Raw genomic sequence first — 26,051 nt, forward strand, 5'->3', positions numbered from 1 at the left:
ATCGCCGTATGGCAGTCGTCGGTGGCCGCGCCGAGGGGCTGCGACTGCTTCCCGTTAGCCTCGGGACCATGGCGCGACTTCATCTCTTCGATCTCGACGGCACATTGCTGCACGGCACCTCCGCGCCCGTCGAGATATCCCGTCAACTCGGTCTGGAAGCAGAGACCATGGAGCTCGACCGGGCGATTTCGGTGGGACGGATAGATCCGCCGGAGTATGCGACGCGGGTGTACACGCTTTGGGCCGAGCTGACCGACGCACATGTGAAGGCGGCATTCGACGGCGCGCCCTGGCTCGCCCGTATCCGGGACGTCTGGGCCGAGATCAGGGGATCGGGGGAGTACTGTGCGGTGGTCTCGCTGTCGCCCTCGTTCTTCGTAGAGCGTCTGCTGGACTGGGGCGCCCATGCAGCGTTCGGATCGCGCTTCCCGGCGCTGCCGTTCGTCGAACCGGTGGATCCCGCGGGAGTGCTCACTGCCGCCGCCAAGGTGACCATCGCGGACCGCCTGTGCGAGCAGTTCGGGGTCGGTCGGGCGGACTGCGTCGCCTACGGCGACTCGATGTCGGACAGGGACTTGTTCGCCGCGGTTCCGGTGTCCGTGGCGGTCAATGCGGACGGACATCTCGCCGGCCTGGCGACGTACTCCTACACGGGCAGGGATCTGTGGGATGCCTATGAATTGGCGTGCGGCGCCCGGTAATTGAGAGAACCGACGGTTCGCCCGTTGCCAGATTCACGGGGGAGGCAGGGGGGACTTGTGCGCGCGGCGACGGCCGGTAGGGTCGACTCCGGTTAACGTCCGGGGCGGGGCGCTCCCGCGGGAGTGATTGCGGCCCATGTCACACTCTCGCCTTACTTGTCCGTACACGGGGAATCGCGGGTTGAATATGGTCGTGTCGGCCACGGGGCCCGACCGGGGAGAGCTAGCCGTAAACGGGGGAAAGCAAGCACCTTCCGAGTGAAGTGCGCAGACCGACCGCAAGATGTTCGAGGCGAGGGCACACCATGGACGCTCCGATCACCACGTCGGCGGGCAACGACGGGGCCGGCGGAGGCCACTGGTTCGCGCCCCACGACAGGCCCGCGTTCGACCCCTCTGCCGGGCCGCCGGTCGTGGCGCCCGGTAGCGGGCAGGAATCGCCTCAGGGCCGCCCTCCTGCGTCCGCAGAGCCTCGGGAACGAATACGGCCGACGGTGGAGCCGCCACGCCTTCAGGGGGCCGCTCAGGCCCCGTTCGGCGGGCAGCACGCGGTGCCCGGCCCCTTCGTGCCCCCGACCGGGCACCCCGCACCCGGCACCTTCGAACAGCGCGTCCCGCCACAGCGCGGTGCACAGCAGACGCAGGGCGCCTCCCCGGACGCGATCCGAATCCGCGGCACCATGGCCGAGGTCGGTCCGATCGCCGACAAGGTCACCTCGTACTTCTACGCACTGCTCTTCGTCCGCCATCCCGAACTGCGTTCGCTGTTCCCGGCCGCCATGGACACCCAGCGGGACCGGCTGCTGAAGGCGCTGCTCACCGCGGCCGAGCACATCGACAACACACCCGTCCTGGTGGAGTACCTCCAGAACCTGGGCCGCGGCCACCGCAAGTACGGCACCCGGGCCGAGCACTACCCGGCCGTCGGCGAGTGCCTCATCGGCGCGCTGAGCAGGTACGCCTCGGGCATCTGGGACCCCGAGACGGAGGCGGCCTGGGTACGGGCGTACACGACGATGTCCCAGGTGATGATCGACGCGGCTGCCACGGCCGAGTTGCGCGCACCGGCGTGGTGGCACGCGGAGATCGTCGCCCACGAGCTCAGGACCGCGGACGTCGCGGTGCTCACGCTCCGTCCGGACCAGCCGTACCCCTTCCTCGCCGGGCAGTACACGAGCCTGGAGACAGCCTGGTGGCCGCGGGTGTGGCGGCATTACTCCTTCGCCTCCGCGCCCCGCTCGGACGGCCTGCTCACGTTCCATGTGAAGGCCGTCCCGGCAGGCTGGGTCTCCAACTCGCTGGTGCACCGCGCCCGCCCTGGTGACGTCGTCCGCCTCGGCCCGCCCGGCGGTTCGATGACCGTCGACCACACGAGGGACAACGGACTGCTCTGCCTGGGCGGCGGCACCGGCATCGCACCCATCAAGGCGATGGTCGAGGACATCGCCGAACGCGGCACGCGCCGCCCGGTCGAGGTGTTCTACGGCGCCCGCACCGACCACGATCTGTACGACATCGACCACCTGCTCCGGCTCCAGCAGATCCATCCCTGGCTCGCGGTCCGTGTGGTGGTCGACCAGCAGGCGCACCTCCAGCTCCCCGACGCCATCCGCGGGTACGGACCGTGGATCGAGTACGACGCCTATCTCTCCGGACCGCCCGGAATGATCCGCAACGGGATCACCGCGCTGCGGGACGTCGGCTTCCCCGCCCACCGCATCCGGCACGACTCGGTGGAGGAACTGGTCGTCGTCGGCGACTGAGCCGTCATCCGAGATCCGGGGCGTGCATGGCCCGCACGCCTTCGATGTTGCCGTCCAGGTAGTGCCGCAGCGACAGCGGTACGAGGTGCACGGAGGCGATCCCCACCCGGGTGAAGGGGACGCGCACGATCTCGTACTCGCCGGCGGGCTCGTCGACTTCGGGGCCGTGCCGCAGGGCCGGGTCCATCGACTCCAGCCGACAGACGAAGAAGTGCTGCACTTTCACGCCGGTCGCGCTGCCGTTGTCGCCGATGTGCTCCACGGTGTCCACGAAGCAGGGCACCACGTCGGTGATCTTGGCGCCGAGCTCCTCGTCCACCTCGCGGTGCAGGGCGTCGACGACGGTGGTGTCCTCCGGCTCGACCCCGCCACCGGGGGTGACCCAGTAGGGATCGACACCAGGCTTGGTGCGCTTGATCAGGATCAGGTCGTCGCCGTCCAGCAGGACGGCACGGGCGGTGCGCTTGACCACGGGTCGGACGGTCATGGGAGAAATGTGGCCCAGCTGGTTCCACGTGAAACATCGCGAAGCGCCACCGTACGGACGCATGGCGTTAACTTCGCAGAACGCGGTCAGCCCCAGTCCGAGGCCGCGTGCTGGAGCCACTCGTGCGCCCTTGCCACATGGGGCATGGCGAGTGTGCCGGTGCGCACCACGAGGAAGTACGTCCGCAACGGCGGCACCGCGGGATCGTGCAGTGCCACGACCTCACCGCGCTCCAGAGCGGCCGTGCACAGATACCGGGGCAGCACGGCGAGGCCGGCGCCCGCGACCGCACAGGCGAGGACCGCGCGCAGATCGGGCACAACGACCGTGCCCGAGGCGGCTGGACGGCTGTCGAAGACGGAACCCCAGTAACGCGAGACGAACGGCAGCGACTCATGGACCTCGACGACCGGCAGGTTCTCCAGGGCGGCCGAGCCCTTGCCGTGTACCGCGCCGGTGCCGATCTCCTCGGACCAGCGTGGAGCGGCGATCAGTACATGCTCCTCGTCGCAGAGTGCGGTGGCGGTGAGCAGAGCGCCGCGCGGCCGGACCGTGCTGATGGCCAGGTCATGGTGACCGGCGGACAGCCCCTCCAGGGTCTCTTCGGCATTCCCGAACGAAGCGCGCAGCGCGAAGCCCAGGCCGTCGTCGCCGGCGAGCTCCGTGAGAGCGGGAAGGGCGCGTTCGGCGGTGAACTCGGGCGGGCCTGCGAGGTGCAGAGTGCGCACCGAGGAGTCGTCGTCGAGGCCGCGTTCCGCTATCTCCACGAGGGCGTCGAGATGCGGGGCGGCCTTGTGGGCGAGTTCGTCGCCGATGGTCGTGGGGGTCACTCCGCGGGCCTGGCGCAGGAAGAGCGGGCGGCCCAGCTGTCGTTCCAGGGTCCGGATCTGGGAGGTCACGGCCGGCTGCGAGAGACCGAGGAGGGCGGCGGCGCGGGTGAAGGAGCCGGCCCGGTGCACGGTGACGAAGGTGCGCAGCAAGGCCAGATCCATCGCACGCCCTCCCGTTCGCCCTGCCCTTTTCCGGCCCTCGGGCAGGTCCCCAACTATAAATAAGTCGATAGGTCTCTGTCGCTACAGTGATTGGACACTGACGCAGAGTCAACTAGCCTTGGTCGCGCGGTTCTTGGCGCGCGAGAACCGGGACGGTCCGAGCCACGAGGGGGGAGGCTCGGACCGTCCGTTATGCGTAGCCGGACCCGTGGAGGCGTCCGTAATCCGGTCACCGGTCCGACTCGTCGAGCGCGCGCAGCACATCGGCCACGAGATCTTCGGGATCCTCCGCCCCGACCGACAGCCGGATGAAGCCCTCCGGTACGTCGTCCCCGCCCCAGCGCCGCCGCCGTTCGGCCGTGGAACGCACCCCGCCGAAGCTCGTGGCATCGTCGACCAGCCGCAGGGCCTGGAGAAAACGCTCGGCACGCGCGCGCGTGGGCAGCGTGAAGGAGATCACCGAGCCGTAGCGGCGCATCTGCTGCGAGGCGATCTTGTGTGCGGGGTCGCCGGACAGCCCGGGATAGCGCAGGGCGGTCACCTCGGGCCGCTCGCGCAGTGCCTCGGCGAGCAGCAGGGCGGTCGCGTTCTGCCGGTCCACCCGCAACTGGAGGGTGGCGAGGGAGCGATGGGCCAGCCAGGCCTCCATGGGACCGGAGATCGCCCCGATGATCTTGCGCCAGCGGCGTACGGCGGCCATGGTCTCCGCGTCGCGCCCGGCGACGTACCCCAGGAGCACGTCCCCGTGGCCGGTGAGCTGTTTGGTGCCGCTGGCCATGGAGAAGTCGGCGCCCAGCGCCAGCGGCCGCTGGCCGAGCGGGGTGGCGAGGGTGTTGTCGACGGCGACGAGGGCGCCACGTGCGTGTGCCGCCTCGGCGAGGCGCCGGATGTCGCAGACGTCGAGCCCGGGATTGCAGGGCGTCTCGATCAGCAGCAGCTTCGCCCCGTCCAGGGCGTCGAGCTGGGCGTCGCCGGCTGTCGGTGCGGTGCGCACCTCGATGCCGTACGCCTCCAGCTGGGCGCGGACCAGGGGCAGCACCTGGTAGCCGTCGGAAGGCAGGACGACCGCGTCCCCGGCGCTCAGCTGGGAGAAGAGCACCGCCGCGATGGCGGCCACCCCGGAGGCGAACACCAGCGTCTCGACGTCCGCATCACCGGGTGCCTCCAACTCGCCGATGGCCCGCTCCAGATGGGTCCAGGTCGGGTTCTCGTCGCGCCCGTAGGCGTATGGTCCGCTCACCTCGCCCGGCAGATGGAAGTGCGCGGCGAAGACCGGCCCGGGCAGGGTCGGCTCGTTCTTGACCGGCTCGGGCAGCCCCGCGCGCACCGCGCGTGTGCCCTCGCCCATGGCCGCCTCGGTCATGCCGCTGTTCCCTCCACTTCGTCCCGTACCGCGGCGAGCAGCCCCTCGCTCGCCGCCTCCACCATCTCAAGGCACTCCTCGAAGCCGTCCAGACCGCCGTAGTACGGATCCGGTACGTCGAGGTCGTCGCCTGCCGCCGGGTCGTACGCGCGCAGCAGGCGCACCTTGCGCGCGTCCTCCGCGGTGGGGGCCAGGCGCCGCAGGGCCTTGAGGTGGCCGGAGTCCAGGGCGATCACGAGGTCGAGCCGGGCGAACCAGGACGCCTGGAACCGGCGGGCGGTGTGGTCGCTGTCGTAGCCGTGCTCCGCGAGGACGCGGACGGTGCGCGGGTCGGCGCCGTCGCCCTCGTGCCAGCCGCCGGTGCCGGCGCTGCCGGCCTCGACACGGTCGTCGAGCCCGGCCTCGGTCACGCGGGCACGGAAGACGGATTCGGCCATCGGGGAACGGCAGATGTTGCCGGTGCAGACGAAGCAGACGCGGTAGGTCATCGGGTGCTCAGTCCGTGTCGGGAAGGACCATGTTGAGCGCCCAGGACACGATCGAGATGATCAGACCGCCCAGGACGGCCGTCCAGAAGCCCTCCACGTGGAAGCTCAGGTCGAGCTTGTCGCACACCCACGACGTCAGCAGCAGCATCAGCGCGTTGACCACCAGGGTGATCAGGCCGAGGGTGAGGATGAACAGCGGGAAGGTCAGGACCTTCACGATCGGCTTGACCAGGAAGTTCACCAGGCCGAAGACCAGGGCCACCAGGATCAGTGTCCAGACCTTCTTGGTGGTGCTGTCCCCGGTCAGGGTGATCTTGTCGAGCAGCCACACGGCGACCGCCAGAGCGCCCGCGTTGGCGATCGTCTTGACTACGAAATTCTTCATGTGTCTGATCGTGACAGAAGAGATCGGATGCAAATAGTGAGGCGAGGGCGACAACCGCGATGAAGGCATTCCGGCTGGACGAACTGGAGGCGGAACGCGCCGCCAACGACGGGGCTTACCTGCAGTTCCTGCGGGAGCGGAACATGTCGGTCGGTCTCTACGCCCTCGACGCGGGCTCGCACGACCCGCAGCAGCCGCACAACCAGGACGAGGTCTACTTCGTCGTCAGCGGCCGCGCCGCGATCACCGTCGGCATGGAGACCACGCAGGTGGCGCGCGGCAGCGTGGTGTACGTTCCGGCCGGGGTGGCCCACAAGTTCCATCACATCAGTGAGGATCTGAGGGTTCTGGTCGTCTTCTCTCCCCCCGAGGCCTGACCTCGGCTCTCGGGGTTCCCTAGGGGAAGGGTCAGGGGAGGACAAGGGATCGGAGCTCTCCGAACGGCCCCCTCGCGGCTCTAGCATCGAGTGCAGGACATCGCATCGTGCGGGACGCACGAGACCGTACGTGCCGGAGCGCACGAGAAGGCGGAGGACAGGGCAATGCGAGAGATCTTCACGGGTCTGCCGTGGTGGGTGAAGTGGATCGCGGTGCCGGTCATCGCGCTGGTGGTGTTCGGCGGCCTGATCACGGCCGTGATCAGCTGGGTGGTCTTCCTGCTCTTCAAGCTGCTGATCTTCGTGGCGCTGGTCGGCGGACTGATCTACATCGTGCGGAAGTTCATGTCGAACTCCTCATCGAAGAGCGACTGGTGAGGACCGTGGGAATCGGTGGCCGGTAACAGGAATCACCGGTTCCCTCGGGGGAGGGAAGTTTCCCGCACAGGCGGACCGGGAGCGGTGGCGGACGGTTAGAGTCGCTGACCCCCTCGCGCTCCGGGAGTGACCCTTGGCCACGCTTGACGCCGCCCCCGCACCCACGGAACATCCAGCACCCCCCGCCCAACGACGTTCCAGCACACCCCCCGTGCAGCGGCCGGCCGCCCCGGTCGACCCCGCACAGCCGCACTCGGCCACGCTCATCGGCTCCGTACAGCGCGCGATGCGCCTGCTGGAGTGCGTCGCCGGACACACACACGGCGCACCCGCCAAACAACTGGCCCGCGAGACCGGCCTCGCGCTGCCCACCGCCTACCACCTGCTGCGCACCCTGGTCCACGAGGGCTATCTGCGCCGCGACAAGGGGCTGTTCTTCCTCGGTGAGGCGGCGGAGCGGCTGAGCAGCAGCGGGGCGCAGCAGAAACGTCGCAGCGCGGTCGTCGACACCCTCGCCCACTGGCGCGATTCGATCGGTGTCCCGGTGTACTACGCCATGTACCGGGACGGCGAGATCGAGGTCATGTGCGTCTCCGACTCCCCGGGTACCCCGGCGGTCGAGGAGTGGGCCGGGTTCCGCGAGACCGGACACGCGCACGCCATCGGCCAGTGCCTCCTCTCCCAGCTGGACGAGGACGTCCGCCGCGACCATCTGGGCCGCTATCCCGTGCGCCCCCTCACCCCGTACACGGTCCGTGACGACCAGGCACTGCTGCGACGGCTGGAACGGACGCGGCGGATGGAACCGGTGGTGGAGCGCCAGGAGTACGCACTGGGGACGGTGTGCGCGGCGATTCCTCTCACCGTCGGCACCACGGCCGCCACGATCGCCGTCTCCCTCCCCCTCCACCAGGCCGACCGGCTGCTGCCAGCCGTGCACCAGCTGCAGGCCGAAGTGGGTCGCCATCTGGGGTCCCTGGCGATCGCTATCAGTATCTGAAAACTCACTCCTTGTGATCTCTCGTGTACGTTCAGCAAGATTTGACCACCATCAAAGGGATAGAACCCGGCCAGTCGGTGTCATATGACGGGGTAGGCAATGCGCGAGTCCGTACAAGCAGAAGTCATGATGAGCTTTCTCGTCTCGGAGGAGCTCTCCTTCCGCATCCCCGTGGAGTTGCGCTACGAGACCTGTGATCCCTATGCCGTACGGCTCACCTTCCACCTGCCCGGAGACGCGCCGGTGACCTGGGCCTTCGGCCGGGAGCTGCTGATCGACGGGGTGGGGCGGCCGTGCGGCGAGGGTGATGTGCACATCGCGCCCGCCGATTCCGAGGTGCTGGGCGAGGTGCTGATCCGGCTTCAGGTCGGCGGCGACCAAGCGGTGTTCCGGTCCTCCGCACCCCCGTTGGTGGCTTTCCTCGACCGTACGGACAAGCTGGTGCCGCTCGGCCAGGAGGGCTCGCTCGCCGACTTCGACGCCCACCTCGACGAGGCCCTGGACCGCATCCTGGCCGAGGAACAGAGCGCAGGCTGAAGCGTTGCGGCACGGGGCGCACGCCGCTCCGCCGAGCCGCGTGAGGACGCGCAGGAACGCTTCAGCGCGTTCGGCGCCGGGCCCCTGCCGGAACGCTTCTTCTCATGCGGACCGTCGTCCATGCCTCACTTCGTGGACGGCCTCCTCCCGGGCCGTCCACCGCGCCTCACCGCTTTCGGCGCCGTCCATGTCCGCCGCGGGCCGCGGCCGGCGCGGCCTCCACTGACACGGCTGTCTCCGTGCCCGGCCGGTCGGCCGACACCACCAGGGCCGCGAGCAGTGTGGTGACCGGCACGGAGGCGACCAGGCCGATCGAGCCGACCAGGGTACGCACGATCTCCTCGGCGACCAGCTCGCTGTTGGCGACCGTGGCCACACTGCTCTGCGCGATCGAGAAGAGCAGCAGCAGCGGCAGCGCGGCGCCCGCATAAGCCAGCACGAGGGTGTTGACGACGGACGCGATGTGGTCTCGGCCGATGCGGATGCCCGCCCGGTACAGCCCGCGCCAGCCCATCGTCGGGTTGGCCTCGTGCAGTTCCCAGACGGCCGAGGTCTGGGTCACCGTCACGTCGTCCAGGACACCGAGCGAGCCGATGATGACACCGGCCAGCAGCAGACCGCTCATGTCGATCGACGGATACAGGCCGTGGATCAGGCCGGTGTTGTCGTCGGTGTTGCCGGTGAGCGCGGCCCAGTCGATGAACTCCGAGCCGAGCAGGCCGATCAGGCAGAGCGAGACCAGCGTGCCGAGCACAGCCACCGAGGTCCGGGCCGACAGCCCGTGGCAGATGTACAGGGCGATCAGCATGATGGCGCTCGACCCGACCACCGCCATCAGCAGCGGATTCGAGCCCTGCAGGATCCCCGGCAGGATGAACATGGTCAGCACCAGGAAGCTGACGGCCAGCGCGACCAGCGCCATCACGCCGCGCAGCCGGCCCACCACCACGACGGCGAGCGCGAAGATCCCGGCCAGCAGCGCCATCGGGAACTTCCGGTTCACGTCGGTGACCGAGTACTGCAGGTCCTTGGGTGCGGAGGGCTCGTACGCGGCCACGACCTTCTCGCCCTCGTGCAACTGCCGCGGCTGGTCGGGCTGCACGATCTCGGTGAAGGTACGGCCCTTGTCCTTGCCGGCGTCGACCCGGACTGTGGCCTTCTTGCAGGTGCCGCCCTCCTCCTCCTTCGAGGAAGTGCCGTCGGCGGTGGAGGTGTCGCCGGTCGAGCCGCCTCCGGAGGCGTTGACCGACTTGCAGCTGACCGAGACGACCTTGGTGACCGTCGCCGCCTGCGTCTGGCGGTCGAAGCCGACGCCGGTGCGCTCGTGCGGCGGGGCACCGCCGGGCCAGAGCACCACCAGGCCGACCACGACCGCGGCGGTGAAGGGGATCAGGATCGCCGCGATGACCTTGCGCAGATGCTTGGAGACGGGCGCGGCGGGGCCATGGCTGTGGCTGTGTCCGTGCGAATGGCCGTGACCGCCGCCGGGCCCGGAGCCGCTCTGGCCGGTGCTCGGACCGGGCGAATGGCCATGGGCCTCTCCGTGGCCGTGGCCGTGGCCCTGGGCTTGGCCGTTGTCGTGGGCTTGGCCGTTGTCGTGAGGGTAGGCGTGGCTGAGGGCGTGCCCCTGGTCGTAGTACTCGCCCTGACCGTGGATGTGTCCGTCACCGGCACCATGGCCCCCGTGGCCGGGTCCGCCACCCTGCGAGGCGCCGTTGCCGCGCCGCGGGTCGGGGGGCGGGTAGGGGTGCTGCTGTGTCGAGGTCACCGCCCGATCATCGCAAGAACGGTAGGGGCCCTCTGTTCACCGCGCCCGAATTGACGCTAGCGTGGAGGCACCTTTGCACACGCGGGAGCTCGGAGCACCGGGCTGAGAGGGCGCTGACCTCCGTATTCGCGATGTTTCACGTGGAACGAGTGATGTTTCACATGAAACGCCGCCCGACGGAAGCCGCTGCGTCGACCGCCGAACCTGTTACCGGGTAATGCCGGCGTAGGGAGTAGGTCTCATGACCAACAAGGACGCACGCACGCCTGCCTTCAGCCAGGACGAACAGCCCATTGCGGGTGAAACGTCCCCGGAGGTCGGGAAGTCCATCGGCTGGCACAAGGGGTATGTCGAGGGTTCCCGCCCCGATCTGCGGGTGCCGGTCCGTCAGGTGCATCTCACCAACGGGCAGTCGGTCACGCTCTACGACACCTCAGGCCCGTACACCGATCCGCTCGTCGAGACCGACGTCCGCAGGGGTCTGCCGCCGCTGCGAGAGAACTGGATCATCGCCCGAGGCGACACCGCCGAGTACGCGGGCCGGCCCGTCCGCCCCGAGGACGACGGGATCAAGCACACCTCGCCGCGTGGTGGCCTGCGCAACCTGGACGCGGTCTTCCCGGGCCGCCCGCGCCAGCCGCGCCGCAGCCGGGACGGCGAGGCGGTGACGCAGCTCGCGTACGCCCGCCGGGGCGAGATCACCCCGGAGATGGAGTACGTGGCCATCCGCGAGAACGTTTCTCCCGAGGTGGTCCGCGAGGAGATCGCGGCGGGCAGGGCCGTACTGCCCGCCAACGTCAACCACCCGGAGATCGAGCCGATGATCATCGGCAAGCGGTTCCTGGTGAAGGTCAACGCCAACATCGGCAACTCCGCGGTCACCTCCTCCATCGAGGAGGAGGTCGAGAAGATGACCTGGGCGACCCGCTGGGGCGCCGACACGGTCATGGACCTCTCCACCGGCCGCAACATCCACACCACCCGCGAGTGGGTGCTGCGCAACTCCCCCGTCCCCATCGGCACGGTGCCGCTCTACCAGGCCCTGGAGAAGGTCGACGGCAGGGCCGAGGAACTGACCTGGGAGATCTACAAGGACACGGTCGTCGAACAGGCCGAGCAGGGCGTGGACTACATGACCGTCCACGCGGGCGTGCGCCTCCCGTATGTGCCGCTCACCGCCAACCGCAAGACCGGCATCGTCTCGCGCGGCGGCTCCATCATGGCGGCCTGGTGCCTCGCGCACCACAAGGAGTCGTTCCTGTACGAGAACTTCGAGGAACTCTGCGAGATCCTCGCCGCCTACGACGTCACGTACTCCCTGGGCGACGGTCTGCGCCCCGGCTCCATCGCGGACGCCAACGACGAGGCCCAGTTCGCGGAACTGCGCACGCTCGGGGAACTCAACCGGATCGCGAAGCGTTTCAATGTACAGACGATGATCGAGGGCCCGGGCCATGTCCCGATGCACAAGATCAAGGAGAACATCGACCTTCAGCAGGAGATCTGCGATGAAGCTCCGTTCTATACGCTCGGCCCGCTGACCACGGACGTCGCACCGGCGTACGACCACATCACCTCCGGCATCGGTGCCGCGATGATCGCCTGGTGGGGCACGGCGATGCTCTGCTACGTCACGCCCAAGGAGCACCTGGGCCTGCCCAACCGGGACGACGTCAAGACCGGCGTCATCACCTACAAGATCGCCGCCCATGCGGCCGACCTCGCCAAGGGCCACCAGGGTGCGCAGGAGTGGGACGACGCGCTGTCCGACGCCCGCTTCGAGTTCCGGTGGGAGGACCAGTTCAACCTCGCCCTGGACCCGGACACGGCTCGCGAGTTCCACGACGAGACGCTCCCGGCGGAGCCGGCGAAGACGGCCCACTTCTGCTCGATGTGCGGGCCGAAGTTCTGCTCGATGAAAATCTCGCAGGACATCCGCCGCGAGCACGGCGGGAGTCGGGCCGAGGTCGAGGCTGGGATGGCTCAGAAGTCGAAGGAGTTCGCGGCCGCGGGCAACCGGGTGTATCTGCCGATCGCGGACTGACGGCGGGCCCGGGAGTGTGCCGGAGGCTCGGGAAGCGGGCTCCGGCGCACTGCCCCGGCTATCGGGCTCGCCATGCCTCGACGTGGGCCAGCACGTACGCGGCGAGTTCGGGTGGATGCAGGTCGAGTGCGGCCACGGCGGTGGGATCCAGCGGGATCCGGACCGGCTCGAAGTCGCCGGTGTCGGGGGCGTCCACTTCGCGGCCGTCGCGGCGGTCCAGGTGCATGTCCAGCAGGTCGGCGAGGAAGAAGTGCTGTGTGACGGTGAGTGTCTCGCCCGGTTCGGTCACGGTCAGGAGGGGGGTGGCGGGGCCGATCGTGGCGCCGATCTCCTCCATGACCTCGCGGCGCGGTGCCGCGTCCAGACCGGCGTCGTCGGGTTCGACGCTGCCGCCCACGGTCGTCCAGTACGGGGAGCCACCCGGCCATCCCCGGCGCAGGAGAACCAGGTGGTCACCGTCGAGCAGGACCACGCGCACCTTGTGACGGACCTTTATGGACGGACCTTCATAGGGGGACGGTAGTGCCTCTCACGGGACCAGGACGAGCTTTCCGGTGGTGCGGCCGGACTCGATCGCGCGGTGGGCCCCGGCGGCCTCGGACAGCGGGTAGGTGTCCTGGACGAGTACCCGCAGCCGGCCCGACTCGATCCGTTCCGTGATCCGTTCCAGCAGCTCACCGGAGGGAGCAGCAGTGACCCACACATAGCGCACCCCGCGCTCGGCCGCCTGGAGTTCGTCCGTTCCCGGGTCGATCGACGCGCCGACGAGCAGGCCGCCGGGGCGCAGCACATCGAGGGAGCGTGGTCCGTAGGAGCCGCCGACCAGGTCCAGGACCGTGTCCACCGGAGCCACGGCGGACTCGAAGCCGGTGGTCGTGTAGTCGATCAGTTCGTCGGCGCCCAGCCCGCGCAGCAGGTCGTGCCGGCCGGCCCGGGCCGTGCCGATGACGTACGCCCCCAGCTCCTTGGCCAGCTGCACCGCGACATGGCCGACGCCACCGGCCGCCGCATGGATCAGCACCCGGTCACCGGGCCGGACCCGCGCCAGCACGGCCAGCGCCTGCCAGGCGGTCACCGCGGCCAGGGGAACGGCACCCGCGGCCACGAGCTCCAGGTTCCCGGGAGCGGGGGCCAGTGCCCCGGCCGGTACGGCGGTGAACTCGGCGTACGCACCACGCCGGGAGACCGGCAGCATGCCGTACACCCCGTCGCCCGGGGCGAACCGTGCCACGCCCTCGCCGACCCGCTCGACGACACCGGCGACATCGTTGCCCGGCGTCCACGGCAGCTCGACCAGCTCCGGCACCCGGCCGGAGCGGAGCACCGCATCGCCGGGATTGACCCCGGCACCGGCGACCCGCAGCAGCACCTCGCCGGGGCCCGGCTCCGGTATGCCGGTCTCGGCGTACTCCAGCGTCTCGGGACCACCGAACACGGACTGGACGACGGCATGCATACGGGCGGACATCAGGACTCCTCGTCGGCGGGGATCGGGTCGCGGGTCGCGGCGGGTCGCGGCGCGTCCCATGCTCGGTCCCGGCAACGGCCCTGTGGAAGAAGGCACTTCTCTGATATCGAGGTTCCTCATGGATACCGGCTTCGACCTGAGAGAACACGGCGGCGTGGACGTCTTCCTGCGCGACTGCCCCACCCGTGCCGTGCTGGACGTGATCGCCGGCAAGTGGACCATGCTGGTGCTGGTGGCCCTTGCGGACGGCCGGCCCATGCGGTTCGCGGAGCTGCGCAGACGGCTGGACGGCGTGACACCGAAGGTGCTGACGCAGACCCTGCGCGCGCTGGAGCGGGAGGGACTGCTGACCCGCACGGTGTATCCGACGGTGCCGCCGCGGGTGGAGTACCGGCTGACCCGGCTGGGCCAGGAGGCGGGCGGGCTCGTGCAGCGCATCACCGACTGGTCGCAGGCGAACGTCGCCGCCATGCAGGCGGCGCGGGAGGAGTACGACGGGCGCGCCGCCCGCCAGCTCCCCGACGCGGCCTCATAGACCGGGTGTCCGGCCTGCGCCCCCTGGCCGGGGGCGCAAGCCGGGTTATTCCGGCTGGTGTTCCGGGCCTCCGAAGTCCGGGCTGGTGTAGTCCGGGCTGGTGAAGCTCGGTCGGGGGGCGGGGGCGGCGCCGTCGTCGGTGCTGAAGCCGGGACGGCCGTAACCGAGACGCGGCATCCGGCCCGCCGGGCTCGACGGGGCGGTATGGCGCAGCCCGGCCGTGCCGGTGTCGGTGGCCAGCGCTTCCCGCAGGAAGGGCAGGATGCCGCGCTCCAGCAGGGCGTCCCGCCAGGCCTCCCGGGCCTTGGCCACCTCCCCGCCGGGTTCGCCGTAGGCTCCCGCTTCCAGCGAGGGGCTGTTGCGCAGTGCGGTGAGCAGCAGTCCCGCGCCGGCCATGACGATGGCGGCCGCGGTCACGACGCCGAACACCCAGCCCGCGGTGAGCATGGTCTGGGCGAACGCCGGGGCCGGGTCCAGCATCTTCAGGACGTAGCCGACGAGCAGGAAGATCGCGGCGGCGGTGCCGGCGAGCACCGGCGCCAGGACCAGGGCGAGGGCGAAGCCTCCGGCGCCGGTGGTCTCGGCGGCCTCGCCGAGGGTGGTGGCGAGCCCCATCGCGCCGCCCGTGCCCGGCTCCGCGGAACCGGACTCCTGGACGGCGGCCGGGGTGGACCGCGCCGGATTGCGCAGTTCCTCGCGGACCTTCACATAGTGCTGGTACTCGGTCGCCGCGGCCGCCGTGATCAGTGCGGTGGCGTTGAGCGCCATGGTGCGCAGCTGTTCGGTGTTCAAACGCTGGCCTATACCGGCCAGTTCAGGACGGTACTGGGCGGAGCGCAGCGCCTCATCGAGGATCCGCTCGTATTCCTGGCGGTCCTCGCTGTGCAGGTGCTGCGGAACGCTGTTCATGTGCATCCCCCGATGCTCCGTAGGGCTTGTGGCTCGCACGCCGGCGAGCCGTCGGGCAGAAACGGAGGGGAGCCTGCTACGGATAAACCGATGGTAGAGCCGTTACGGCACGCGGTGACAGGGGGTTGCCGGAAATTGGGTGTGGCCCGCGTGTGACGTCGGGGGGATGAAACAGCCCGGCGAACGCTCAGTTGGCCAGCGGAAGTTGCCTCACCAGCAGCTTTCCGGCCATGGTCACGCCGCCGTCCATGGCGATGGCGAGCCCGTCGGCGTAAACGTGCGGTCCCTCCACAACGGGGCCGCTGCCCTCTTCGCCCTCCTCGGAGCCGACTTCCCCCAGTAGATAGGGAATCGGGCTGTGTCCGTGAACGATACGGGTGCCGCCGTACGTATCGAGAAGGGAACGGACGGCGTCTGCACCCCCCTCGTCGCGGAAGGAGAAGCGCTTGGTGAACTTGCGGAACAGATCCCACACCTCGTCCGCGTCGTTACGCGTGATGGTCTCGCGGACGGTGTCGTTGACCGCCTCGATCGAGTCGCCGTAGTCGAGGTAGGCGGTGGTGTCGGAGTGGACCAGCAGATAGCCGTCGACCTCCTCGACGGCGTCCAGGCGGGCCATCCACTGGAGGTGGTGGTCCTGGAGCCGGTCCATGTCGGTCTTCTGGCCGCCGTTGAGCAGCCAGGCCGCCTGGAAGGTGGCCGTGCCCGCGCCGGAGTTGACGGGCGTGTCGCCGAACCGCTTGGCGCCGAGCAGCAGCAGTTCGTGGTTGCCCATGAGGGCCTTGCAGTAGCCGCCGGCCGCGGCCGCCTCGGCGGACAGCCGCATCACCAGGTCGATGACGCCGATACCGTCCGGACCCCGGTCGGTGAAGTCGCCGAGGAACCACAGCCGGGCGGTGCCCGCGCACCAGTGCCCGTCGGCGTCGATCAGGCCCTGCTCCCGCAGCGCGGCGAACAGCTCGTCGAAGTAGCCGTGCACGTCACCGACGACGTACAGCGGGCCGGGGCCGTTCGCGGGCTGCGCGGCAGGGCCGGCGGCCGGTTCGACGGGCGTCTGGAGCGTGTCGCCGCGGTTGATGACCGGCAGGTCGCGCTGGGTGGGCGTGTACCCGTCCGGATACCCCTCGGGGTACATGTCGTCGAGCGGCGGTACGACGTCGCCGGGGTGGGTGCTGGGGGCGTACGGACCGGTCTCGTTGACGTACCCGGGCACCCGGAAGTCGCGCAACGTCGCCATCCGCTCCGCCTCGGGTCCCTGACCGGCCCCCTGAGTCATCAGACCCCTCCACCATCGCGCCGCATCTGCACCGCTTCGGACTGCCTGGTCGCAGCGGCCCGCGGTGTCGTGGGCCCATCATAGGAATGCCCGTCGCGCCGTGTGATGACCCAGGGGTGGTGAATCCGGGCAGGAGTCCGGTTCAGCGTGGCTTTCGCCCCGGTTGGGCAGGGGTTCGACACCCAGCCGTTCAGCTGCCGGCCGTCGTCCGAAGACGCCCGGCAGCCGCGCCGCCCCGCTCTCCACGCGTTCGTGCTACTCCTCCTCCGGTGCCCGCGGCGGGCTGACCGTGGTGCGCTGCGTGCGTCGCTGGGAGGAGGTACGCACGATCAGTTCGGTCGGTATCACCTGCTCGACCGGCTGGTCCGACTCGACCCCCTCGATCGCGTCGATGAGCAGCTGCACCACCGCCGTGCCGATGCGCCGCGGCTTCAGGGAGAGCGTGGTGATGGGCGGCTCGGTGTTGGCGTACACGGTCGACTCGCTGCAGCACACCAGGAGCAGGTCGTCGGGGACGCGCAGCCCGTAGCGGCGGGCGGCGGCGAGCAGGTCGGTGCCGTTGGGGTCGAACAGGCCGTAGACGGCGTCGGGGCGGTCCGGGCGGGCGAGCAGCCGGTCGGCGGCGACGGCGCCCGCGCACGGGTCGTGCGCCGGGTAGGCCTCGTAGACCGGGTCCTGGCCGACGCGTTCGCACCAGCGCAGGTAGGCGGTGGTCGACAGGTGCGTGTACGTGTCCGTCGTGGTGCCCGTGAGCAGGCCGATCCGGCGGGCGCCCGCGTCGGCGAGGTGGTCGAGGATGCCGAGGACGGCAGCCTCGTGGTCGTTGTCCACCCAGGCGGTGACCGGGAGCGAGCCGGCCGGGCGGCCGTCGGAGACCACCGGCAGGCCCTGCCGGACCAGTTCGCTGACCACCGGGTCCTGGTCGGAGGGGTCGATGACGACCGTGCCGTCCAGGGCGACGTTCGACCACACGTCGTGGCGTGAGGTCGCGGGCAGGATCACCAGGGCGTAGCCGCGGGCGAGTGCGGCCGAGGTGGCGGCCCGCGCCATCTCGGCGAAGTACGCGAACTCGGTGAAGGTGAAAGGTTCATCCCCGTACGTCGTCACGGTCAGGCCGATGAGTCCCGACTTGCCGGTACGGAGGGTGCGGGCGGCGGCCGACGGACGGTACCCCAGCCGGTCGGCCACTTCTCTGACATGGCGGCGGGTGGCATCCGGGAGCCGCCCCTTGCCGTTCAGGGCGTCGGAGACGGTCGTGATGGAGACTCCGGCGGCGGCGGCCACGTCTCTGATGCCCGCCCGGCCCGGCCGGCTGCCTCGCCGAGAGGTTTCCGCGCGGCTCACCTGGTGCTTCCCTGCTGCTGTCATGGCGAGCCGATAGTAGGGCTCATGCGGTGGGGTAGTGCGGACGCATATGCACGCGTTGACAGGCACGTTTCTGCAAGGTCAATATGGGTCAACTACCTTAGAAAGAAAGTCAGTTGAACGATCCAATAGTGAGACGTGACTTGTCGGCACGGATGGGCCTGCCAAGTGCCCGATGTTTCGAAGAGGTCTCAACTCACCTGCACGGGTGATGCGCGCCACGGCGCGAGCCACCGGCGCGTAGATATATGTAGGGCGCGCCCCCGAAAAATGCGCCTTCGTGCGGTGATGCCCGTGATGCCAGTGGGGCGGATGAGGTTCGCCGCTCCGGTTGATCTCCCACTTGGCTGTTGCGTTGCTCCGGCTCTGCGCGCTTCTTCGCTGTACGCGGCGGCGCCGAATCCTCATAAGGTGAGGAGTATTGGATGCCGGCGGCGCGGACGGTCCGCCGGTGGTCGCGAGGAGGACTGCGGTGAGCGAGACGAGCCCCAAGCTGCGCGCCGAGCTGGAGGGTATCCCCACCTACAAGCCGGGCAAGCCGGCGGCGGCCGAAGGCCCGGTCGCGTACAAGCTCTCCTCCAACGAGAACCCGTATCCCCCGCTGCCCGGTGTGATGGAGTCCGTCACCGCGGCCGCCTCCTCCTTCAACCGCTACCCGGACATGGCGTGCACGGGGCTGATGAACGAGCTGTCGGACCGCTTCGGCGTCCCGCTCGGCCACCTGGCCACCGGCACCGGGTCGGTCGGTGTCGCCCAGCAGCTGATCCAGGCCACCAGCGGCCCCGGCGACGAGGTGATCTACGCGTGGCGGTCCTTCGAGGCGTACCCGATCATCACGCAGATCAGCGGCGCCCGGTCGGTCCAGGTGCCGCTCACGCCCGGTGATGTGCACGACCTGGACGCGATGGCGGACGCCGTCACCGACCGCACCCGCCTGATCTTCGTCTGCAACCCCAACAACCCGACCGGCACGGTCGTGAAGCGGGCCGAGCTGGAGCGGTTCCTGGACCGGGTGCCGAGTGACGTGCTGGTGGTCCTCGACGAGGCCTACCGGGAGTTCATCCGCGATCCCGAGGTGCCCGACGGCGTCGAGATCTATCGTGAGCGGCCGAACGTCTGCGTGCTGCGGACCTTCTCCAAGGCGTACGGCCTCGCCGGGCTGCGCGTCGGATTCGCGATCGCTCATGAGCCGGTGGCGGCGGCGCTGCGCAAGACGGCCGTCCCCTTCGGCGTGAGCCAGCTCGCCCAGGAGGCGGCGATCGCCTCGTTGCGGGCCGAGGACGAGCTGCTCGGCCGGGTCGGCTCGCTGGTGTGCGAGCGGCAGCGCGTGGTCGAAGGACTGCGCGGCCAGGGCTGGACGGTGCCTGAGACCCAGGCCAACTTCGTGTGGCTGCGGCTGGGGGAGCGTACGACCGCCTTCGCGCAGCTCTGCGAGGAGCACGGCGTGGTCGTCCGGCCGTTCCCGGGCGAGGGGGTCCGGGTGACGATCGGCGAGACCGAGGCGAACGACATCTTCCTGAAGGTGGCGGAGGCGTTCAGCAAGGAGCTGTAGAGCCCGCGGGGCCTGCGGGGGACTCTCCGCGGGCCACGGTGGGTGCCGCAGGTGCGGGGTCGTAGGGCCGACATGAGGGCCGGACGGCCCCGTACGCATCTCCCGGAGGGTGCCGAACGGCTCAAGCGCGACCCCCCTTCGATGGTCGACCATCAGTGCGTCATAATGGCTTGTGAATGTGAATGCATTCACAAGCTCGACCCTTTTGCTCCGTTATGCACGTCACAAAGGGGTCATGTGCCGCTGTACCACGGCGACGTAAGGAGACTGACGACGTGTACCTGGCTCTGGCGCCGGAGACACTGGCGCGCTGGCAGTTCGGCATCACCACCGTCTACCACTTCCTGTTCGTCCCGCTGACGATCTCGCTGGCCGCTCTCACGGCCGGCCTGCAGACCGCCTGGGTGCGCACGGAGAAGGAGAGGTACCTCAGGGCGACCAAGTTCTGGGGCAAGCTCTTCCTGATCAACATCGCGATGGGCGTGGTCACCGGCATCGTGCAGGAGTTCCAGTTCGGTATGAACTGGTCCGACTACTCGCGGTTCGTCGGCGACATCTTCGGTGCCCCGCTCGCCTTCGAGGCACTGATCGCGTTCTTCTTCGAGTCCACCTTCATCGGGCTGTGGATCTTCGGCTGGGACAAGCTGCCCAAGCGGATCCACCTGGCCTGCATCTGGATGGTCTCCATCGGCACGATCCTGTCCGCGTACTTCATCCTCGCGGCCAACTCGTGGATGCAGCACCCCGTCGGATACAAGATCGACAAGGCGAAGGGGCGGGCCGAGCTCACCGATTTCTGGGCGGTCCTGACCCAGAACACCGCGCTGGCCCAGGCCTTCCACACGCTGTCCGCGTCCTTCCTGACCGGCGGCGCGTTCATGGTCGGCATCGCCGCCTTCCACCTGTTCCGCAAGAAGCACATCTCCGTGATGAAGACCTCGCTGCGGCTCGGTCTCGTCACCGTCGTCATCGCCGGCATGCTCACCGCGATCAGTGGTGACACCCTCGGCAAGGTCATGTTCAAGCAGCAGCCGATGAAGATGGCCGCCGCCGAGGCCCTGTGGGACGGCCAGAAGCCGGCGCCCTTCTCGATCTTCGCCTACGGCGACGTCAGCAAGGGCCACAACACCGTCGAGCTGTCCGTCCCCGGTCTGCTGTCGTTCCTGGCCGACGACGACTTCAACTCGTACGTCCCCGGCATCAACGACACCAACAAGGCCGAGCAGCAGAAGTACGGCGCCGGCGACTACCGGCCCATCATCCCGGTCACCTTCTGGGCGTTCCGCTGGATGATCGGCTTCGGCATGGCGTCCTTCGCCATCGGCCTGGCCGGGCTCTGGCTGACCCGCAAGAAGTTCATGCTGCCGCAGCACCTGAGGGTCGGTGAGGACGAGGTGCCGCATCTGGTCCTGTTCAAGAACAAGGCGCTCAGCCCCAAGCTCGGCCGGCTGTACTGGCTGGTGGCGATCTGGACGCTCGGCTTCCCGCTGATCGCCAACTCCTGGGGCTGGATATTCACCGAGATGGGCCGTCAGCCCTGGGTCGTCTACGGCGTCCTGCAGACCCGTGACGCGGTCTCCCCCGGTGTCTCCCAGACCGAGATCCTCATCTCGATGATCACCTTCACCGCGCTCTACGCCGTCCTCGCCGTCGTCGAGGTCAAGCTGCTCGTGAAGTACGTGAAGGCGGGCCCGCCCGAGCTCACCGAGGACGACCTCAACCCGCCCACGAAGATCGGCGGCGAGCACCGTGACGCCGACAAGCCGATGGCCTTCTCGTACTAGGCCGAGGGAGACGCAGTCATGGAACTTCACGACGTCTGGTTCGTCCTGATCGCCGTCCTGTGGACCGGCTACTTCTTCCTGGAGGGGTTCGACTTCGGGGTCGGCATCCTCACCAAGCTGCTCGCCCGGGACCGCCTGGAGAAGCGGGTGCTGATCAACACGATCGGCCCGGTCTGGGACGGCAACGAGGTATGGCTGCTCACCGCGGGCGGCGCGACCTTCGCAGCCTTCCCCGAGTGGTACGCCACGCTCTTCTCCGGCTTCTACCTTCCGCTGCTGGTGATCCTGGTCTGCCTGATCGTCCGGGGCGTCGCCTTCGAGTACCGGGCGAAGCGGCCCGAGGAGAACTGGCAGCGCAACTGGGAGACCGCGATCTTCTGGACCTCGCTGATCCCGGCATTCCTGTGGGGCGTGGCCTTCGGGAACATCGTGCACGGCGTGAAGATCGACCGGAACTTCGAGTACGTCGGCACCCTCTGGGACCTGTTCAACCCGTACGCCCTGCTCGGCGGACTGGTGACGCTGACCCTTTTCACCTTCCACGGCACGGTGTTCACCGCGCTCAAGACTGTCGGTGACATCCGGGTGCGGGCGCGGAAGCTGGCGACCAAGGTCGGTGTCCTCACCGCCGTACTGGCGCTGGTCTTCCTGCTGTGGACCCAGGTCGACAGCGGGGACGGCAAGAGCCTGGTGGCCGTGATCGTGGCTGTCGTCGCGCTGGTCGCCGCCCTCGGGGCCAATCTGCGGGGCCGCGAGGGATGGGCGTTCGCCCTGTCCGGCGTGACCATCGTGGCCGCCGTGGCGGTGCTCTTCCTGTCGCTCTTCCCGAATGTCATGCCGTCGTCGCTCAACGGGGACTGGAGCCTCACGGTCACCAACGCCTCGTCGAGTCCGTACACCCTGAAGATCATGACGTGGCTGGCGGCGATCGCCACGCCACTCGTCCTGCTCTACCAGGGGTGGACCTACTGGGTGTTCCGCAAGCGGATCGGTACGCAGCACATAGCGACCGAAGCCGCGCACTGAGTCCGAGGGGAGGGTGTCTCATGGTGATGGTCGCGGCGGTCTGTGACGTTTCACGTGAAACACCCTCTCCGGGCCGAAGGGCATGTTTCACGTGAAACCAATCGATCCGCGTCTGCTGCGTTACGCCCGTGCCACCCGCCTCTTCCTGGTGGCCGTCGTCGGCCTCGGTGCCGTCGGTGCCGGGCTGGTCATCGCCCAGGCCATGCTCCTTGCCGAGGTGGTGGTCGGCGCCTTCCAGCATGGGCACTCGGTCTCCGAACTCCGCACCCCGCTTCTGCTGTTGGCGGCCGTGGCGGTCGGCCGGGCGCTGGTCTCCTGGCTCACCGAGCTGGCCGCGCACCGGGCGAGCGCGGCGGTCAAGTCCGAGCTTCGAGGCCGGCTTCTCGACCGAGCGGTGGCGCTCGGTCCCGGCTGGCTGAGCGGCCAGCGGACCGGGTCGCTGGTCACCCTCGCCACGCGCGGGGTCGACGCCCTCGACGACTACTTCTCGCGCTATCTGCCGCAGTTGGGGCTGGCGGTGGTCGTGCCGGTCGCGGTGCTGGCGCGGATCGTCACCGAGGACTGGGTGTCAGCGGCGATCATCGTCGGGACGCTGCCGCTGATCCCGCTCTTCATGGTTCTGATCGGCTGGGCCACCCAGTCCCGGACGGACCGTCAGTGGCGGCTGCTGTCCCGGCTGTCCGGCCACTTCCTGGACGTGGTCGCCGGGCTGCCCACACTGAAGGTGTTCGGGCGGGCCAAGGCACAGGCCGAGTCCATTCGCCGGATCACCGGCGAGTACCGGCAGGCGACCATGCGGACGCTGCGGATCGCCTTCCTCTCGTCCTTCGCGCTGGAGCTGCTGGCCACGCTGTCGGTGGCGCTGGTCGCCGTGACCATCGGCATGCGGCTCGTGCACGGCGACATGGACCTGTACATCGGGCTGGTCATCCTGGTGCTGGCGCCCGAGGCGTATCTGCCGTTGCGGCAGGTGGGCGCCCAGTTCCACGCGGCGGCGGAGGGGCTGGCGGCGGCGGAGGAGATCTTCGAGGTGCTGGAGACGCCGATGCCGGCGTCCGGGGCGGGTGAGGTCCCGGTGGGGGCCGGCCTGGCCTTCGAGGGGGTGACGGTTCGTTATCCGGGCCGGTCGGCGGACGCGGTGACCGATGTGTCGTTCACCGTCGAACCCGGGGAGACCGTCGCCCTGGTCGGCCCCAGCGGGGTGGGGAAGTCGACGCTGCTGAACGTGCTGCTGGGGTTCGTACGGCCGGTGGCGGGGCGGGTGCGGATCGGGGGAGCCGACCTCGCCGAACTCGACCTGGAGGAGTGGCGGTCGCGGATCGCATGGGTGCCGCAGCGGCCGCATCTGTACGCCGGGACGATCGCCGAGAACGTACGGCTCGCGCGTCCCGACGCGGACGACGACGCCGTACGGAGGGCGTTGCGGGACGCCGGGGCGCTGGAGTTCGTGGATGCGCTGCCGGAGGGGGTGGAGACGCTTCTCGGCGAGGACGGGGCCGGTCTTTCTGCCGGGCAGCGGCAGCGGCTGGCGTTGGCGCGGGCGTTTCTGGCCGACCGGCCTGTGCTGTTGCTGGATGAGCCGACGGCTGCGCTGGACGGGGTGACCGAGGGGGAGGTCGTGGCGGCGGTACGGAGGCTCTCCGAGGGGCGGACCGTGTTGCTGGTGGTGCATCGGCCGGCGTTGCTCTCGGCGGCGGACCGGGTGGTGCGGCTCTCCGGCGGCGAGGTCCCCAGGGGGCTCCGCCCCCTGGACCCCCAGAACCTTCGCCCACCCACCACCCGACTCGGTCAATTGGAAGGCGAGGCCGCGGAGCGGAGCGGCCGACCGGGAAGCGAGGGTGTGGGGCGGGACGGGCAATCGGAAGGCGCGGTCGCGGAGCGGCTCGGTGGGCTGGGAAGTGAGGCCGTGGGGCGGGGCGGGCAATCGGAAGGCGCGGTCGCGGAGGGGCTCGGTGGGCTGGGAAGCGAGGTCGACGGCCGGGTCGGTCAATGGGAAGGCGACGACGCGGAGCGGCTCGGTCGATTGGGAAGCGAGGTCGCGGACCGGGTCGGTGGGATGGGAAGTGCGGGTGTGGAGGCGGGGGGTGGGCGTCGGCAGGGTGTTCTGGGGCGGGTCCGTGCTGCTTCTGGGCGTTGGCGGGGGCGGCTGGTGTTCGCGCTGCTGCTTGGGGCTCTCGCGCTGGGTAGTGCTGTCGGGCTGATGGCGACCTCCGGGTGGTTGATCTCGCGGGCCTCGGAACAGCCGCCGGTGCTGTATCTGATGGTCGCCGTGACGGCCACGCGGGCCTTCGGGATCGGGCGGGCCGTGTTCCGGTACGGCGAGCGGCTGGTGTCGCACGACGCGGTGCTGCGGATGCTGGCCGATACGAGGGTCGCCGTGTACCGGCGGCTGGAGCGGCTCGCGCCTGCCGGGCTGCGGACGACCAGGCGGGGTGATCTGCTCAGCCGGCTGGTCGCCGATGTGGACACTTTGCAGGACTACTGGCTGCGGTGGCTGCTGCCCGCCGGGGTCGCGGTGGCCGTGTCCGCCGGGGCCGTGGGGTTCATGGCCTGGCTCCTGCCCGAGGCCGGGGCCGCGCTGGCGGTGGGGCTGCTGGCCGCCGGGGTCGGTGTCCCGCTGGTGACCTCGGCCGTGGCCCGGCGTGCCGAGCACCGGCTGGCGCCCGCCCGCGGGTTGCTGGCGACGCGGGTCACCGACCTGCTCACCGGCACCGCCGAACTGACCGTCGCCGGTGCGCTGCCCGCCCGTACCGACGCGGCCCGGCGGGCCGACGGCACGCTCACCCGGATCGCCTCGCGGGGAGCCACGGCCACCGCACTCGGCGACGGGCTGACCGCACTGCTGACCGGCCTGACCGTCGCGGCCACCGCGCTGCTGGGCGCCCAGGGGGTCGCCGACGGCCGGCTGAGCGGCGTGGCGATGGCGGTCGTCGTACTCACTCCACTGGCCGCCTTCGAGGGCGTACTGGGGCTGCCGCTGGCCGTGCGGCACCGGCAGCGGGTGCGCAGGAGTGCCGAGCGCATCTACGAGGTGCTGGACGCGCCCGAGCCCGTGCGTGAGCCGGAGCGGCCGCGCCAGGCGCCCGCCGCGCCCTTCCCCGTCGTGCTGAAGGGCCTGACGGCTCGGTACCCGGGGCAGGCGCGGGACGCGCTCACCGGGCTCGACCTCGCCTTGCACGAGGGGCGCAGGGTCGCCGTGGTCGGTGCCTCCGGCGCCGGCAAGTCGACCCTCGCCCAGGTCCTGCTGCGGTTCCTCGACCCGGACGCGGGCTCCTACACGCTCGCCGGCGTGGACGCGTACGGCATGGACAGCGACGACGTACGGCGGCTGGTCGGGCTGTGCGCCCAGGACGCGCATCTCTTCGACAGTTCCGTGCGCGAGAACCTGCTGCTCGCCCGGAAGGACGCCACCGAGGAGGACCTGCGGGACGCGCTGGGCCGGGCCCGGCTGCTCGACTGGGTGGACGGGCTGCCCGACGGGCTCGACACCCTGGTCGGCGAGCACGGGGCGCGGCTGTCCGGCGGGCAGCGGCAGCGGCTGGCGCTCGCCCGGGCACTGCTCGCCGACTTCCCGGTGCTCGTGCTGGACGAGCCCGCGGAGCATCTCGACCTGCCCACGGCCGACGCGCTCACCGCGGACCTGCTGACCGCCACCGAGGGCCGTACGACGCTGCTCATCACGCACCGGCTGGCGGGCCTGGACGCCGTGGACGAGGTGATCGTCCTCGACGAGGGCCGGGTGGCGCAGCGCGGGACCTACGCGGAACTTGCCGCCGTGGCCGGACCGCTGCGCGGGATGGCGGAGCGGGAGGCGGCGGCGGAGTCGCTGGTGGGAGTGCGGTAGTCCGGCGCG

23 protein-coding genes and 1 riboswitch are annotated in these 26,051 nt (G+C 69.9%); of the genes, 12 read left to right on the forward strand and 11 right to left on the reverse strand.

The window, feature by feature from the left end; all coding sequences use genetic code 11:
- Positions 1-68 precede the first annotated feature (68 nt).
- A complete protein-coding gene (locus KVT45_RS09005) occupies positions 69-701 on the forward strand; it encodes an HAD family phosphatase (protein WP_217545977.1) in 633 nt (210 codons plus the stop codon).
- A 305-nt stretch (positions 702-1,006) separates the two neighbouring features.
- Positions 1,007-2,464: a globin domain-containing protein gene (locus KVT45_RS09010; protein WP_217545978.1), complete on the forward strand. Its 1,458-nt coding sequence runs from the start codon at positions 1,007-1,009 to the stop codon at positions 2,462-2,464.
- A 4-nt stretch (positions 2,465-2,468) separates the two neighbouring features.
- On the opposite strand, the gene KVT45_RS09015 is transcribed toward KVT45_RS09010, so the two are convergent.
- From KVT45_RS09015 to KVT45_RS09035, 5 genes are all read right to left on the reverse strand, one after another.
- Complete coding sequence (locus tag KVT45_RS09015) at positions 2,469-2,951, reverse strand: NUDIX domain-containing protein (RefSeq protein WP_089100489.1); 483 nt, start codon at positions 2,949-2,951, stop codon at positions 2,469-2,471.
- 86 nt (positions 2,952-3,037) lie between these two features.
- Complete coding sequence (locus KVT45_RS09020; RefSeq protein ID WP_217545979.1) at positions 3,038-3,943, reverse strand: LysR family transcriptional regulator; 906 nt, start codon at positions 3,941-3,943, stop codon at positions 3,038-3,040.
- A 229-nt stretch (positions 3,944-4,172) separates the two neighbouring features.
- Positions 4,173-5,306, reverse strand: a complete 1,134-nt coding sequence (locus KVT45_RS09025) for a cystathionine gamma-lyase (protein ID WP_217545980.1) — start codon at positions 5,304-5,306, stop codon at positions 4,173-4,175.
- Positions 5,303-5,794: a low molecular weight protein-tyrosine-phosphatase gene (locus tag KVT45_RS09030; RefSeq protein ID WP_217545981.1), complete on the reverse strand. Its 492-nt coding sequence runs from the start codon at positions 5,792-5,794 to the stop codon at positions 5,303-5,305. The genes KVT45_RS09025 and KVT45_RS09030 overlap by 4 nt, the downstream gene beginning before the upstream one ends.
- Positions 5,795-5,801: 7 nt before the next feature.
- Positions 5,802-6,179, reverse strand: a complete 378-nt coding sequence (locus KVT45_RS09035) for a phage holin family protein (protein WP_217545982.1) — start codon at positions 6,177-6,179, stop codon at positions 5,802-5,804.
- Positions 6,180-6,238: 59 nt separating this feature from the next.
- Here KVT45_RS09035 and KVT45_RS09040 point away from each other — a divergent pair, with 59 nt between their 5' ends.
- From KVT45_RS09040 to KVT45_RS09055, 4 genes are all read left to right on the forward strand, one after another.
- On the forward strand, positions 6,239-6,556 hold the full coding sequence (locus KVT45_RS09040) for a cupin domain-containing protein (protein ID WP_089100494.1): 318 nt from the start codon (positions 6,239-6,241) through the stop codon (positions 6,554-6,556).
- A gap of 165 nt (positions 6,557-6,721) precedes the next feature.
- The gene (locus KVT45_RS09045; RefSeq protein WP_089100495.1) at positions 6,722-6,934 is read left to right on the forward strand and encodes a DUF5326 family protein; all 213 of its coding nucleotides are present in this window, start codon (positions 6,722-6,724) and stop codon (positions 6,932-6,934) included.
- A 211-nt stretch (positions 6,935-7,145) separates the two neighbouring features.
- The gene (locus tag KVT45_RS09050; protein WP_308310682.1) at positions 7,146-7,934 is read left to right on the forward strand and encodes a helix-turn-helix domain-containing protein; all 789 of its coding nucleotides are present in this window, start codon (positions 7,146-7,148) and stop codon (positions 7,932-7,934) included.
- Between the two features lie 99 nt (positions 7,935-8,033).
- Complete coding sequence (locus KVT45_RS09055; RefSeq protein WP_189262811.1) at positions 8,034-8,471, forward strand: SsgA family sporulation/cell division regulator; 438 nt, start codon at positions 8,034-8,036, stop codon at positions 8,469-8,471.
- A 166-nt stretch (positions 8,472-8,637) separates the two neighbouring features.
- Here the strand turns inward: KVT45_RS09055 and KVT45_RS09060 are convergent, their stop codons facing one another.
- Positions 8,638-10,239: a YibE/F family protein gene (locus KVT45_RS09060; RefSeq protein WP_217545983.1), complete on the reverse strand. Its 1,602-nt coding sequence runs from the start codon at positions 10,237-10,239 to the stop codon at positions 8,638-8,640.
- Between the two features lie 71 nt (positions 10,240-10,310).
- Positions 10,311-10,488: riboswitch (TPP riboswitch) on the forward strand.
- Between KVT45_RS09060 and thiC the strand changes: the two genes are divergently transcribed.
- The gene (gene thiC, locus KVT45_RS09065; RefSeq protein ID WP_254646488.1) at positions 10,481-12,283 is read left to right on the forward strand and encodes a phosphomethylpyrimidine synthase ThiC; all 1,803 of its coding nucleotides are present in this window, start codon (positions 10,481-10,483) and stop codon (positions 12,281-12,283) included. It overlaps the preceding riboswitch by 8 nt.
- Positions 12,284-12,341: 58 nt before the next feature.
- On the opposite strand, the gene KVT45_RS09070 is transcribed toward thiC, so the two are convergent.
- Complete coding sequence (locus tag KVT45_RS09070; RefSeq protein ID WP_308310683.1) at positions 12,342-12,761, reverse strand: NUDIX domain-containing protein; 420 nt, start codon at positions 12,759-12,761, stop codon at positions 12,342-12,344.
- A 51-nt stretch (positions 12,762-12,812) separates the two neighbouring features.
- Positions 12,813-13,751, reverse strand: coding sequence for an NADP-dependent oxidoreductase (locus KVT45_RS09075; protein ID WP_217545984.1), 939 nt, complete (start codon positions 13,749-13,751; stop codon positions 12,813-12,815).
- A gap of 118 nt (positions 13,752-13,869) precedes the next feature.
- Between KVT45_RS09075 and KVT45_RS09080 the strand changes: the two genes are divergently transcribed.
- Positions 13,870-14,286 (forward strand): helix-turn-helix domain-containing protein, encoded by a 417-nt coding sequence (locus KVT45_RS09080; protein ID WP_217545985.1) that lies wholly within the window; start codon positions 13,870-13,872, stop codon positions 14,284-14,286.
- Positions 14,287-14,331: 45 nt separating this feature from the next.
- Here the strand turns inward: KVT45_RS09080 and KVT45_RS09085 are convergent, their stop codons facing one another.
- From KVT45_RS09085 to KVT45_RS09095, 3 genes are all read right to left on the reverse strand, one after another.
- Positions 14,332-15,201, reverse strand: coding sequence for a hypothetical protein (locus KVT45_RS09085; protein ID WP_217545986.1), 870 nt, complete (start codon positions 15,199-15,201; stop codon positions 14,332-14,334).
- Between the two features lie 181 nt (positions 15,202-15,382).
- Positions 15,383-16,471, reverse strand: coding sequence for a metallophosphoesterase (locus tag KVT45_RS09090; RefSeq protein ID WP_217545987.1), 1,089 nt, complete (start codon positions 16,469-16,471; stop codon positions 15,383-15,385).
- A 255-nt stretch (positions 16,472-16,726) separates the two neighbouring features.
- Positions 16,727-17,839 carry a LacI family DNA-binding transcriptional regulator gene (locus tag KVT45_RS09095; RefSeq protein WP_089100504.1) on the reverse strand — a complete coding sequence of 371 codons (1,113 nt, stop codon included), beginning with the start codon at positions 17,837-17,839 and terminating at the stop codon, positions 16,727-16,729.
- Between the two features lie 469 nt (positions 17,840-18,308).
- Between KVT45_RS09095 and hisC the strand changes: the two genes are divergently transcribed.
- The 4 genes from hisC (at position 18,309) to cydD (ending at position 26,042) form a co-directional block, all read left to right on the forward strand.
- Positions 18,309-19,388: a histidinol-phosphate transaminase gene (hisC, locus tag KVT45_RS09100; RefSeq protein ID WP_217545988.1), complete on the forward strand. Its 1,080-nt coding sequence runs from the start codon at positions 18,309-18,311 to the stop codon at positions 19,386-19,388.
- 275 nt (positions 19,389-19,663) lie between these two features.
- Positions 19,664-21,172 carry a cytochrome ubiquinol oxidase subunit I gene (locus KVT45_RS09105; protein WP_217545989.1) on the forward strand — a complete coding sequence of 503 codons (1,509 nt, stop codon included), beginning with the start codon at positions 19,664-19,666 and terminating at the stop codon, positions 21,170-21,172.
- An 18-nt stretch (positions 21,173-21,190) separates the two neighbouring features.
- A complete protein-coding gene (gene cydB / locus KVT45_RS09110) occupies positions 21,191-22,198 on the forward strand; it encodes a cytochrome d ubiquinol oxidase subunit II (protein ID WP_217545990.1) in 1,008 nt (335 codons plus the stop codon).
- A gap of 91 nt (positions 22,199-22,289) precedes the next feature.
- Positions 22,290-26,042: a thiol reductant ABC exporter subunit CydD gene (gene cydD / locus KVT45_RS09115; RefSeq protein ID WP_217545991.1), complete on the forward strand. Its 3,753-nt coding sequence runs from the start codon at positions 22,290-22,292 to the stop codon at positions 26,040-26,042.
- Positions 26,043-26,051 lie beyond the last annotated feature (9 nt).

This window comes from Streptomyces sp. GbtcB6, from assembly GCF_019091475.1.
Lineage (GTDB): Bacteria > Actinomycetota > Actinomycetes > Streptomycetales > Streptomycetaceae > Streptomyces > Streptomyces hyaluromycini.